Annotated in this window: 12 protein-coding genes; 5 read left to right on the top strand and 7 right to left on the bottom strand. The window is 69.9% G+C overall.

All coding sequences use genetic code 11. The features are described from left to right. Positions 1 to 3: 3 nt before the first annotated feature. Positions 4 to 1,671: a Na+/H+ antiporter gene (locus KU887_RS15635; protein ID WP_043204969.1), complete on the bottom strand. Its 1,668-nt coding sequence runs from the start codon at positions 1,669 to 1,671 to the stop codon at positions 4 to 6. A 308-nt stretch (positions 1,672 to 1,979) separates the two neighbouring features. Here KU887_RS15635 and KU887_RS15630 point away from each other — a divergent pair, with 308 nt between their 5' ends. The 5 genes from KU887_RS15630 (at position 1,980) to KU887_RS15610 (ending at position 6,195) form a co-directional block, all read left to right on the top strand. Then, complete coding sequence (locus KU887_RS15630) at positions 1,980 to 3,266, top strand: EAL domain-containing protein (RefSeq protein WP_006484063.1); 1,287 nt, start codon at positions 1,980 to 1,982, stop codon at positions 3,264 to 3,266. A 156-nt stretch (positions 3,267 to 3,422) separates the two neighbouring features. Continuing rightward, positions 3,423 to 3,809, top strand: a complete 387-nt coding sequence (locus KU887_RS15625; protein ID WP_006484062.1) for a hypothetical protein — start codon at positions 3,423 to 3,425, stop codon at positions 3,807 to 3,809. After that, positions 3,806 to 4,210 carry a hypothetical protein gene (locus KU887_RS15620; protein ID WP_006484079.1) on the top strand — a complete coding sequence of 135 codons (405 nt, stop codon included), beginning with the start codon at positions 3,806 to 3,808 and terminating at the stop codon, positions 4,208 to 4,210. Before KU887_RS15625 ends, KU887_RS15620 begins: the two co-directional genes overlap by 4 nt. A gap of 109 nt (positions 4,211 to 4,319) precedes the next feature. Next, positions 4,320 to 5,045 (top strand): copper homeostasis protein CutC, encoded by a 726-nt coding sequence (locus KU887_RS15615; RefSeq protein WP_006495447.1) that lies wholly within the window; start codon positions 4,320 to 4,322, stop codon positions 5,043 to 5,045. Between the two features lie 61 nt (positions 5,046 to 5,106). Further along, a complete protein-coding gene (locus KU887_RS15610) occupies positions 5,107 to 6,195 on the top strand; it encodes a suppressor of fused domain protein (RefSeq protein ID WP_006484078.1) in 1,089 nt (362 codons plus the stop codon). Positions 6,196 to 6,219: 24 nt separating this feature from the next. On the opposite strand, the gene KU887_RS15605 is transcribed toward KU887_RS15610, so the two are convergent. From KU887_RS15605 to KU887_RS15580, 6 genes are all read right to left on the bottom strand, one after another. Continuing rightward, complete coding sequence (locus KU887_RS15605) at positions 6,220 to 7,575, bottom strand: cytosine permease (protein WP_006484074.1); 1,356 nt, start codon at positions 7,573 to 7,575, stop codon at positions 6,220 to 6,222. 221 nt (positions 7,576 to 7,796) lie between these two features. Beyond that, a complete protein-coding gene (locus KU887_RS15600; RefSeq protein WP_006483468.1) occupies positions 7,797 to 8,792 on the bottom strand; it encodes a biotin-dependent carboxyltransferase family protein in 996 nt (331 codons plus the stop codon). Continuing rightward, the gene (locus KU887_RS15595) at positions 8,782 to 9,657 is read right to left on the bottom strand and encodes an allophanate hydrolase subunit 1 (RefSeq protein ID WP_060214906.1); all 876 of its coding nucleotides are present in this window, start codon (positions 9,655 to 9,657) and stop codon (positions 8,782 to 8,784) included. Before KU887_RS15595 ends, KU887_RS15600 begins: the two co-directional genes overlap by 11 nt. Further along, the gene (locus tag KU887_RS15590; RefSeq protein WP_048984865.1) at positions 9,654 to 11,111 is read right to left on the bottom strand and encodes an acetyl-CoA carboxylase biotin carboxylase subunit; all 1,458 of its coding nucleotides are present in this window, start codon (positions 11,109 to 11,111) and stop codon (positions 9,654 to 9,656) included. The genes KU887_RS15595 and KU887_RS15590 overlap by 4 nt, the downstream gene beginning before the upstream one ends. A gap of 4 nt (positions 11,112 to 11,115) precedes the next feature. Then, on the bottom strand, positions 11,116 to 11,358 hold the full coding sequence (locus tag KU887_RS15585; RefSeq protein WP_006483474.1) for an acetyl-CoA carboxylase: 243 nt from the start codon (positions 11,356 to 11,358) through the stop codon (positions 11,116 to 11,118). A gap of 22 nt (positions 11,359 to 11,380) precedes the next feature. Further along, a complete protein-coding gene (locus KU887_RS15580) occupies positions 11,381 to 12,163 on the bottom strand; it encodes a 5-oxoprolinase subunit PxpA (protein WP_006483471.1) in 783 nt (260 codons plus the stop codon). Positions 12,164 to 12,216: the final 53 nt, after the last annotated feature.

Genomic DNA, 12,216 nt, shown 5'->3' with positions numbered 1-12,216 from the left:
CCGTCAAAGAATGCCTTTCTTGCGCGTCGACAGCGCGGTTTCCGACAGGTCGATCTCGCGAATCAGCTTCGTCAGCGTCTCGTCGGAAATCTTGCTGTCGCTGCGCAGCCGGTACAGCGCCGAGCGCTCCGCGCGCACGGCCGCGATCCGCATCTGCAGCTCCATCGTTTCGGCCTGCTTCGCTTCCGCGCGCGGCGTGGGGCCGTCCTCGGCCAGCGCGGCGAGCCGGCGGCGATACTGGTCCATCACGCGTGCGGAGATGTCCGCGCAGCGCGCCGCGCCCGATTCGTCGAGATCGGCCGAAATCGCGTCGTGCGACGAATCGATCGCGCGGATCGCGGCCTGCGCGGCGGCCGAGCGCGCGGTGCGCTCCTCGTCGCCGAGCGGGTTGCGCGACGAGCGCACGCCGCGCAGCAGCAGCGGCAGGCCGATCACCGCGACGATCAGCGAGCCGAGGATCACGGCCGACGCGATGAAGATCGCGGTGTCGCGGCCGGGCAGCGGCGCGCCGTCGGACAGCGCGACCGGGATCGACAGCACGCCGGCGAGCGTGACCGCGCCGCGCACGCCGCCGACCGTCATCACCGCGATCGTGCGCACGCCGGCCATCGTGCCGGCGAGGCCCTGGCGCGCGGCGCGGCGGCTCGCGAACCAGCGCAGCAGCCATACCCACAGGAAGCGGATCGCATACAGCGCGAGCATCATCGCGCACACGTTGAAGATCATGCGGCCGACCAGCGCGTCGCTCGTATGGTGCGCGTCGACGAGCGCGCGGCCGATGATGTGCGGCAACTGCAGCCCGAGCATGATGAACACCATGCCGTTGAACACGAACTCGATCATCGCCCACGTGCTTTCGGCGCGCACGCGCGACGCGACGGTGCTTTTGCGCGAGAAGCTCGTGTAATTCATCATCATCCCGGCCGACACGGCCGCGAGCACGCCCGACAGGTCGAGGTGCTCGGCGAACAGGTAGGCCGCGAACGGCACCAGCAGCGTCATCACGATGCCGGGCGCCGGGTCGCCTTCCTGTTCGGCGTTCAGGAAGCGTGTCGACAGCGCGCTGAACAGCCAGGACACGATCGCGCCCGTCGCGAGCCCGCCGGCCGCGACGATCACGAACGTGACCGACGCGGCGCGCAGCGAGAACACGCCGGTCAGCGCGGCCGCGATCGCGAACTTCAGCGCGACGAGGCCCGACGCGTCGTTCATCAGCGCCTCGCCTTCGAGGATGTGCATCAGTTGCGGCGGGATGCGACCCTTGCCGGCGATGCCCGACAGCGCGACCGCATCGGTCGGCGACAGCACGGCCGCGAGCGCGAACGCGATTGGCAGCGGTAACTCGGGAATCAGCCAGTGGGCGAAGTAGCCCACTGCGAGTACCGTCATGAACACGAGCCCGAACGCGAGCATCAGGATCGCGCGGCGCTGCAGGTATAGCTCGCGTTTCGGAATCCGCCAGCCGTCCGCGAACAGCAGCGGCGGAATGAACAGCAGCATGAAGATCTCGGGATCGAACGTGACGTGCAGGTTCAGCTTCGGCCACGCGAGCATCGCGCCGAACGCGATCTGCATCAGCGGCAGCGGCAGTTGCAACGGCAGGAGGCGCGTGACGGCGCCGGACAGCGCGACGGTCAGCAGCAGAATGAGGACGGTGAAGACGATTTCCATCGATACGGCGGATAGGCAGAATGAAACGATCGTACGGAGTGTAGCGTGCCGACGTGACGGATGCGCTCGAACGGGCGGTGCGTGCGCACGGAAATGGTGCATCGACGGCGCGCCACGGTGGTGCGGCAGCCCGGCGCGACCCTGCGGCGCACGGCTCATGCGCACCTTGCACGGAGCTTGCTTGAGGGAGAGCAGCCGCCCGGCCCGCGCCGGGCAACCGAGGGTCCAACCATGACATTGCGCGCGCCGTCCCGGTCGTCGTCCGTGACGCCGGACGGCGCGTTCGAGTGCATCACCAGGAGAAGGGCATGACGATCGTGCAACAGGAGCGTCCGGCCGCCGCGTCGCCGTACCGGTTCGAGCGGGAGATGAGCTCCGGCTTCGAACGGCTGGCGACGCAGCACCGCGACCTGACGCTCACGACCGTGTTCCAGCCGATATTCAGCCTGTCGCACCAGCGTGCGGTCGGCTACGAGGCGCTGCTGCGCGCGCACGATGCGCTCGACCGCGCCGTGTCGCCGCTCGACGTGTTCGGCGAAGCCGCGCGCCAGGGCGAACTGCTGCAGCTCGACCGGCTCGCGCAGGCGCTGCATCTGGAGAACTTCGCGCTGCTCGGCGCCGAGCGCGAGTGGCTGTTTCTCAACGTCCATCCGGGCGTGCTCACCGACCCGTTCCAGGCGGCCGCGCTGCTCGCGAACCTGAAGCGGCTCGGCATGCCGCCGCGGCGCATCGTGCTCGAAGTGCTCGAACAGCGCGCGGAGGACGTCGAGCGGCTCGCGGAGGCCGTGCGCGCGTTCCGCACGCAGGGTTTCCTGATCGCGCTCGACGATTTCGGCGCGGGCCATTCGAACCTCGAGCGGATCTGGCAGCTGAACCCGGACATCGTGAAGCTCGACCGGATCATGCTGTCGCACGCGGCACATCGCACGGGACTGACCGCGATCCTGCACGGGCTCGTGACGCTGTTGCACGAGGCCGGCAAGCTGGTGCTCGTCGAAGGGATCGAGACCGAGCACGAAGCGCAGATCGCGCTGTCGTGCGAGGCCGATTTCGTGCAGGGCTACTACTTCGGCCGGCCGGCGCCGGGGCTGCCCGACAGCGCGGCCGCGACCGGCTGCATCGGCGAGCTGACCGAGCGCTTTCGTCAGCAGACCGAAGCGCGCGAGCGGCGCGACACGCAGCGGCTCGCGCCGTACCTGCGCGCGTTCGAACGGGCGGCCGAGCGCCTCGAGGCCGGCGAGCCGCTCGACGAGGTGTGCTGGAACTTCCTCGCGCTCGACGCGGCCGCGCGCTGTTTCCTGCTCGATGCGCAGGGCCGGCAGTCGGGCCGCAACGTCGTGCTGCGCGCGGATCGCGCGCTGGCCGAGGCGCGCTTTTCGCCGCTGGCGGACGCGCAGGGCGCGAACTGGCTGCGCCGGCCGTATTTCCGCTCGGCGATCGCCGAACCGGGGCGCGTGCAGGTCACGCGGCCGTACCTGTCGATCAACGAGGCGCAGCCGTGCGTGACGCTGTCGGTGGCCGTGCGCGTCGGCGATGCGCAGCGCGTGCTGTGCGGCGACATCGACTGGGTCGACGACGACGCGCCAGTCGCGTAGCGACGCACGGCGCGCATGCGGTGAGCAGCGAGCGGGGCGCGGGGCGGCCGTTGCGTTCACCGCGGGCTTCCCCGACAATGGCGCGACCGCGGCCATCGTGACCGCGCGCGCCGTCCCGGGGGCCACCATGGCGGCGAATAAAAAAGGAAAAAAACCATGAAACGACCGATTTCGCTGACCATCCTCGCGTGGGTCATCATCGTGACCAACGCGATCACCTGCGTGTATACGCCGTTCTCGATCGGCATGCCGACCACCCAGGCGCTGCTGTCGCACTACCTGCTGCCCGTCTGGGCGACGCTCGGCATCAGCGTGATCATCGAAGCCGCGAACGTCGTGATCGGCATCGCGATCCTCAAGGGGCGCGAGTGGTCGCGCAAGGCCTACGTCGCGACGTCGGTGTTCGGCTTCGCGTTTTCGTTCATCAACATGCCGAAGTCGATGTTCGCGGTGCTGATCCCCGGCTTCCTGCTGTTCGCGCTGTTCATCTACCTGCTGTTCCGGCGTCCCGCGACCGCGTATTTCCGGCACGCCCTCGCGTGAACGTCGTGCGCAACGCGCTGGCGATCGTGCTGTTCACGATCGCCGGCTTCGGCGTGATGGCCGCGCAGATGGCCGCGTTCCTGAAAGTCGGGCAGGCGGGTGTGACGGTCGTATTCGTCGCCGTGTTGTTCACGGCGTCGGCCGTGCTGCTGGCTGCGGGCGCGTTTGCCGGCGCATTCCGGCCGCGTGCGCGCGGCGCGGGCATCACGCTGCTGGCCGCGGCCGCGACCACCGCGCTCGGGATGATCGGCTGGGGAATGCTCCTGCTCACACCGGCGATCGTCGACATGATGCAGCAGCAGGGCGCGTACTTCGACGCGCGCATGTTCCGGTTCGTGTCCGGCACCGCGGTGACGGCGTTGTCCGCGCTCGTCGGCGTCTGGCTCGTGCGGCGCGGCTGAAGGACATGGCTGAAATGCGCGACTGAAATACGCGGCCGCCGGCACGCTGGCGTCCGTCACGCGGCTCGGCTAGGATGCGCGAATTATCCAGACGATTCGCGGGCCGCCCATGAACCGACATGCCGCTTCTTCCGTCCTCCTCGAAGTGATCGCCACGACCGTCGGCGATGCCCAGGCCGCCGCCCGCGCGGGCGCCGACCGCCTCGAACTCGTGACCGCGATCACCGAAGGCGGGCTGACGCCGAGCGTCGGCCTGATCGAGGCCGTCGTGGCCGCCGTGCCGATTCCCGTCAACGTGATCGTGCGTCCGCACAGCCGCTCGTTCGTCTATGACGCCGACGACCTGCGCGTGATCGAGCGCGACGTGCGCGCGGCCGTCGCGGCCGGCGCGAACGGCGTCGTGTTCGGCGCGCTCGACTCGCGCGGCGACGTCGATCTCGGCGCGCTGGCCCGGATCGCGGCCGCCGCGGACGGGCGCGCGCTCACGTTTCACCGCGCGTTCGACGTCGCGCGCGATCTGAACGCCGCGTTCGACGCGCTGCTGCGCGTGCCGGCCGTCACGTCCGTGCTGACGTCGGGCGGTCATCCGTCGGTGCTCGACGCGGTTGCGACGATCACGCGGCTCGTGCGGCAGGCGGCGGGCACGACTTGCACGGTGCTGGCCGGCTCGGGGCTCACGATCGACGCGGTCGGCGATTTCGTCCGCGCCACCGGCGTGCGTGCGGTGCATTTCGGCTCGGGCGTGCGGCCGCGCGGCGAGGTGCTGGCGCCCGTCGACGGGCAACGCGTCGAGCGCGTGCGCGCGGCGCTCGACGGCGCGGCGTCGCACGTGTGACGCACGTCCCGACACCGCACGACACAAACACGACACGACATCATCGGGGAGAGCGGGCCACATGACGGACGCCACGCACGACACGCACGACGGCGCGGACGACGATGCCGCGCCCGGCTGGGACGCGATCGACGCCGCGCTCGCGCGCCTTTATCCGGGCCAGGAGCCGAAGCACTACGGCACGCTGGTCAAGTGGCGGCTCGGCGGCCCCGATCCGCTCGACGGGATCAGCGTGTGGCGGCGCGCGGCGCCCGTGCCGCACTGGCATTTCGTCACGTACGGGCTGAGCGAGCTGTATGCGAAGGAGTCGGACGATCCGGCCGTCAGCGGCTTCGGCTTCGAGCTGACGATGCGCGTCGCGTGCGTGGCTGGCGACGACGAGCCGCCGCGCTGGGTGTTCAGCTTCCTGCAGAATCTCGCGCGCTACGTGTTCCAGAGCGGCAACGCGTTCGACGATGGCCACTGGATGACGGCCAACGGCCCGATCGCGCTCGATACCGATACGGCGCTCTGCTCGATGGGCTTCGCGTTCGATCCGGAGCTGCCGGCGATCGACACGCCGCACGGCCGTCTCGCGTTCCTGCAGGTCGTCGGGCTGACGCTCGACGAGGAACGCGCCGCGAAGCGCTGGCGCACGCGTGCGCTGCTCGACACGCTGCTGCCGCACATGCCGCTGTGGGTGACCGATCTCGGCCGCGCGTCGCTGCTCGAACGCGCGGACGTGCGCGAGCAGGTCGACGCGGGCACGCAGCGCGACGGCTCGGCGAGCGGTTACCTGTTCACCGACGTGCTCGGCTGGGGCACCCGCAAGCGGCTGCTGCGCGCGCCGGTGATCGAGATCACCGTCGGCGCGCGGCAGGTCGACGAACTCGTCACGCTACTGCCGCTGCGGCTGCCGTTCGACCGGCCGTTTCGCCTCGTCGGTCACGACGGCGCGGTGCGGTTCGTGCGCGGCGACGCGAACGGCGTGAGCGACGAAGACGGCACGCTGACGCTGCGGCTCACCGACGCGACGGTGCAGGCGCTGGCGCGCACGCTGAAGCCGCGCGCCGGCGAGTATGCGATCGACGGGCTCGACGGCGTGCGCTGGCGGGTCGAGCCGACGGTGATCCGCGACGCGCAGGGCCATCCGGTGCAGACGATCGGCTAGGGCCGGCGCCCGAGCCGCGGCGCGTCACGTGTTGCGCACGAACCAGGTCCGCTTCGCGGTGCCGAGCAGCGCGCGATAGACGAGCCACGACACGACGAAGGTGGCCGGCGCCGACAGCGACGCGGCGAACCCGGTCGCCTGGTTCAGCGCGAGCCCCGCGAACGCGCCCGCGAACCACGCGGTCAGGCCGCCCGGATTGAACACCGGCACGTGCGCGTCGCGGCATTCGACGTCGTCGCCGACGAGCTGCCCGTAGCGCGCCGACAGGATGTGCGCGAGCGCGACGCCGACCCACGCGACGACGAAGATGCCCTGGTACGCGAGCGCTTGCAGGATCCGCGAGAAGATGTCGGCCATCATCAGCGCATAGACGACCGCGCCGACCACGACCGCCCACACGAATTTCGGCGCGCGCAGCCCCGCGACCTTCTGGAAGAACGCCTGCATGTTGACGGTCGCGAGGTAGTAGTTCGCGGTATTGATGCGCGACTGCGTGACCCACACGAACAGCAGCCCCCACACGCCCATCAGCTTCAGCAGCGCGAGCACGACCGACACTTCCGACAGCGTGCCGAGCCCGGGAATCGTGCTGACGAGATAGATGCCGGCCGCGCCGTTGACGAGGAACGTGACGAGGTAGAACGGCATCCCGAAGTTGAAGCGGCCGTGATAGCGGGCGTCGGCCTTGCGGCCGAAGCGCGCGTAGTCGAACGTGAACATCATCAGCACCCATACGCCCATGTAGTAGACGAAGCACTGCCACCAGCCGCCGGCCGGGGCGCCGCCCGCCGGCCCGAAATCGAGCCACGCGGCGTGATAGCCGTACTCGGCCGTCGCGAGCCCGACCGCCGCGAGCAACCCGAACAGGTAGAACGGCAGCAGCACGCCGTTGAACTTGTCGAGCCAGTGCTGCACGCTGCCGAACACGAGCGGCACGCTGTAGCAGACGACGATCAGCGCGGCCCACTTGTAGTCGAGCGCCGGAAACTGGTGATGCGCGGCGACCGCGATCACCGAGCCCTCGAACACCGCGTAGTAGATCGCCGTCGCGAAGAAGATCAGCGTCGCGAGCGCCGCGCCCGCGCTGCCGAACAGCACGCGCGAGAACAGCGCGACCGACAGGCCGGTACGGATCGCGTAGCGGCTGATGATCGAATTGACGATGCCGTACGAAACGACCGACAGCGCCATCCCGATCAGCGCGTTGCGCGCGCCGTAGGTGAGCGCGAGCGTCGCGCCGACGACGATGTAGAACACCGCGCTGCAGACGGCCCACCACGCCATCGTCAGCGCAAAGGGCGGCATGCGTGCGTGATCGGGAATGGCGAGCGTCGACAGGTCGAGATCCTCGTCGGTGCGGGCCTGAGCCAGGTTGGCCATGAGCGTGCTCCTCGATGAGCGAAACAGCGGACGACGTCTGGGCCGCGGCCCATGCGAGCCGCGGGGTTGCCCCGACGTCGGGGCGGGCAACCGGTCCGGCGAAAACGGCGCGCAGGCGTCCCCGCCGCGCCGCGCGCGGCCGCACGGACGGGAAACGGAAGCGAAGGATGAAAACGGATGGCGGCGCACGGCGCCCGGCGCGACGGCCGGGCGCGTGGCGCTCAGTCCTTCAGTACGGCGCGCAGCAGCGCGAGGCGCCGCTGATACTCGCGGCGCGCGGCGAGCGCGTCGGCCATCGTCACGCGCACGAAGCGCGCGCGATGGTTCGGCTGCATCTGGCCGATCAGGTCCATGTCGGCGCTGATGACCGTGCCGATCGTCGCGTAGCCGCCGCCCGACACCGCATCGCGATGCAGGATGATCGGCTCGACCCCGGCCGGCACCTGGATCGAGCCGATCGGATAGCACGCGTCGACGATGTTCGACGGATCGGCCCCGGCGCCGAACGGCTGCTCGCGCGGCCGGAACTGCAGCGGCCGGCCGTTCTTGTAGCGGTAGCCGATGCGGTCCGCCTCGGGCGCGACCGTCCATTCGTCATCGAAGAACGTGTGCGCCGACGCGTCGGTGAGCCGGTAGTGGTACAGCCCCGGCAGCACGCGCAGTTCGACCTGGCTGTCCAGCGGCCGGCTGACCGATGCCGGCAGCTCGCGCCCTTCGCGAAGCGTGCCGCGCGCCGCGCCGATCGGCAAACGGTCGCCTTTCTGCAGGCGCCGGCCCGCGTGGCCGCCGATCGCGCCGAGCGTGTAGGTCGAGCGGCTGCCGAGCACGACCGGCACGTCGATGCCACCCGCGACGGCCAGGTACGCGCGGGCGCCGCCCTTCACGTAGGCGAACGACAGCACGCTGCCCGCGCGAATCCACAGCGCGACGTTGCAGCGCTGCCCGACGCCATCGATCTTCGGGGTCATCTCGGCGCCCGTGACGGCGACCAGCGCGTCCGCATGGAACAGCAGCTCCGGGCCGAGCAGCGTGCATTCGAGCACGGCCGCCTGTTCCGGATTGCCGACCAGCAGGTTCGCCGCGCGCGACGCGTACTGGTCGAGCGAGCCCGACGGCGGGATGCCGACGTGGTAGTAGCCTTGCCGGCCCGTATCCTGGACCGACGTCGCGAGGCCGGGTTTCACGACCTCGATCAGGTTGTGCGCGTCAGCGGGCATGCAGCACCTCGACGAGAGAACGGTTGACCGCATCGGGATCGCGCCGGAACGCGTCGAGCGAGAATTTCACGGGGCGCACGCGCAGCGAGAAGGTACCCGCTTCGACGGCCGCCACCGCGGCGTCATAGGCGTCGCGACCGATCGGCTGGAACTTCACGATGTCGCCGGGCCGGAAGAACACCATGAAATCGCGCAGGTAGTCGAGCCGCTGCGCGGGATCGAAGATCGGCGCCGGCGTCACGCCGAACATCTGGTAGCCGCCCGCGCCGCGCACCGAGTAGATGCAGCCGAAGCAGCCGCCGTGGCCGACCGTCAGCTTCGGCGTGTCGGTGCGCGGCCGCAGGTATTTCGGTACTTCGAGCTGGCGTGCGCGCTCGACCATCTGGTACATGAACGGCAGGCCCGCGACGAAGCCGACCATCGACACGAACCACGGCGAGCCCGAGTGCGCGGCGATGAAGTCGTCGACGTCGCGCTTGCCGTTGATCCGCGCCGCATATTCGAGGTCGGTCGACGACGGGTCCTGGTGACGCTCGCGAAACCGCATCAGCGTCTCGTGCGTCCACGGGTCGTTGTACAGCACCGGCACCTCGACGATGCGCGTATCGAGTTCGAGCGGCGCGTCGCCGACCTCGGCCTCGATCGCCTTGAGCAGCGCGACGAGCGTGTCGGGCTCGATCACGTCCGGGTCGTAGCGCACCTGGTAGGACGCGTTCGCCGGACAGATCTCGGTGATGCCCGGCACCGCGCGCCGCTGCAGTTCGCGCGTGATCGCCGTGCCCTTGAAGAAGGCGTCGAGCGACATCGCCTCGCTGATCTCGACGAATACGAATTCGTCGCCGCCGAACGTATAACGGGTCGTCACAGGGCCTCCCCGACGCGCGCGGCGTCCGCGGTTTCGTGCTGCCGGGCGGCGGCCGTCGCGGCCTCGCGCCATGACGGCATCCACGCTTCGAGAAAATTCGTGTGATAGCGGCCCGCGCGCACGTCGTCGTCCGCGAGCAGCGCGACGTGCAGCGGCGCGGTGGTCTTCAGGCCGCCGACCTGCAGCTCGCCGAGCGCGCGAGACAGACGCCGCAATGCGGCCGCGCGGCTCTCGTCGTGCACGATCAGCTTCGCGAGCAGCGAATCGTAGAACGGCGGCACGACGTAGCCCGGGTAGAGCAGCGAATCGACGCGCACGCCGGGGCCGGTCGGCCACACCAGTGCGTCGATCCGGCCCGGATTCGGGCGGAAATCCTGCAGCGGATCTTCCGCGTTGATCCGGCATTCGAGCGCGGCGCCGCGCATCGCGATGTCGGCCTGCGCGAACCGCAGCGGCTCGCCGTCGGCGATGCGCAGCGTTTCGCGCACGAGATCGATGCCGGTGATCGCCTCGGTCACCGGATGCTCGACCTGGATGCGCGTGTTCATCTCGATGAAGTAGAACTCGCCGCGCGCATCGTCGAACAGGTATTCGAGCGTGCCCGCGCTGCGGTAGCCGACCTCGCGCGCGAGCCGCGTGGCCGACGCGCACAGCGCGTCGCGCTGCGCCGGCGTGAGCGACGGCGACGGCGCTTCCTCGAGGATCTTCTGGCGGCGCCGCTGCAGCGAGCATTCGCGCTCGAACAGGTGGACGACGTCGCGGCCGTCGCCGAGCACCTGCACCTCGATGTGCCGCGCTCGCGCGATGAAGCGTTCGAGATAGACGCCGCCGTCGCCGAACGCGGCCTGCGCCTCGCGCTGCGCGAGCGGCAGTTCGGCGTCGAGCTGCGCGGCGTCGTGCGCGACGCGGATGCCGCGCCCGCCGCCGCCCGCGGCCGCCTTGATCATGATCGGGTAGCCGATGCGCGCGGCGACTTCCCGCGCCTCGTCGAGCGACTGCACGACACCGTCGCTGCCGGGCACGGTCGGCACATTGGCACGCCGCGCGGTGTCGCGGGCGCGGGCCTTGTCGCCCATCGTCGCGATCACCTGCGCGGCCGGGCCGACGAAGATCAGCCCGGCCGCCTCGACCTGCGCGGCGAACGCCGCGTTCTCGGACAGGAAGCCGTAGCCCGGATGGATCGCGTCCGCGCCGCATTGCCGCGCGGCGTCGAGGATCGCGGCCGGATTCAGATAGCTCTTCGCCGCATGCGACGACCCGATGTGGATCGCTTCGTCGGCCATGCGCGCGGCGAGGCTGTCGCGGTCCGCGTCGCTGACCACGGCGACCGCGCGCATGCCGAGCTCGCGTGCCGCGCGGATCACGCGCACCGCGATTTCGCCGCGGTTCGCGACCAGCACGGTCTTGATCCGCGACGGTCGATAGAAGGTGTCGGGGGCGTTTGCCGGCTTCATCGCATCACCCCTCGATCCGCATCAGCACCTGGCCGGCGTCGACCGGCTCGCCATCGTCGACGAGCAGCTCGACGACGCGGCCCGCCGCATCGGCTTCGATCTCGGTGAACTGCTTCATCACTTCGACGAGGCCGACCACCGCGCCGGCCGCGACCGTCGCATTCACCGCGACGTAGTAGTCCGCCTCGGGCGACGGGCGTCGGTAGAACGTGCCCGGCAGCGGGCTGACGATGTCGTGCAATGCCATCTTGCGTCTCCTTGAATCGGGTTCAGTGATGAGCGGCGAGCGGTTGCGGGCCGGCGGTCCGGATGCCTTCGCGGACCAGCGCGTCGCGCGTTTCGCGCACGAGTTCGAGCGCGCCGGGCGTGTCGCTGTGGATGCAGACCGAATCGAAATCGATGTCGATGTCGTCGCCGTCGATCGTGCGCACCTTGCCGTCGATGCACGCACGCAGCACCTTGTCGGCCACCTGCTGCGGGTCGAGGCGCCCGACGCGGCGCGTGAACACGATGGAGCCGCTGCGGTCGTAGTCGCGATCGGCGTAGAACTCGCGGATCACCGGCTGTTCGTACTCCCTCGCCACGCGATACGTGACCGACGCTTCCATGCAGTACAGCCACAGGCCGGGATCGACGCGCTGCAGCGTCTCGATCAGCAGCCGCGAGAACGCCTCGTTGGCCGCCGCGTGCATGTAGAGCGCGCCGTGCGGCTTGACGTGCTGCAGGCTCACGCCGTTGAGCCGCGCGAACTCGCGCAGCGCGCCGAGCTGATACAGGATGTCGTGGACGAGCGCCTGCGGCGTTTCGGTGATCGTGCGGCGACCGAAGCCCGCCAGATCGCGAAAGCCCGGATGCGCGCCGATCCCGACGCCGGCGTCGCGCGCGAGCTGCACCGTGCGCGCCATGATGTTCGGGTCGCCGGCATGAAAACCGGTGGCGATGTTCGCCGAGCTGATGAGCGGCATGATCTGCTCGTCGACGCCGTCGCCGATTGTCCACGGGCCGAAACCTTCGCCCATGTCCGAATTCAGGTCGACACTGTGCTTCCTCATACGGTTCGTTCCTCCAGGTTCTCCGGTTTCGCGTGCGCCGCAGCGCGTGTCGA

It is taken from the genome of Burkholderia sp. EMB26 (assembly GCF_024730645.1).
GTDB lineage: Bacteria > Pseudomonadota > Gammaproteobacteria > Burkholderiales > Burkholderiaceae > Burkholderia > Burkholderia cenocepacia.
Note: the sequence above shows the minus strand (reverse complement) of the source record. Positions and strands in the feature narration are given on the sequence as shown.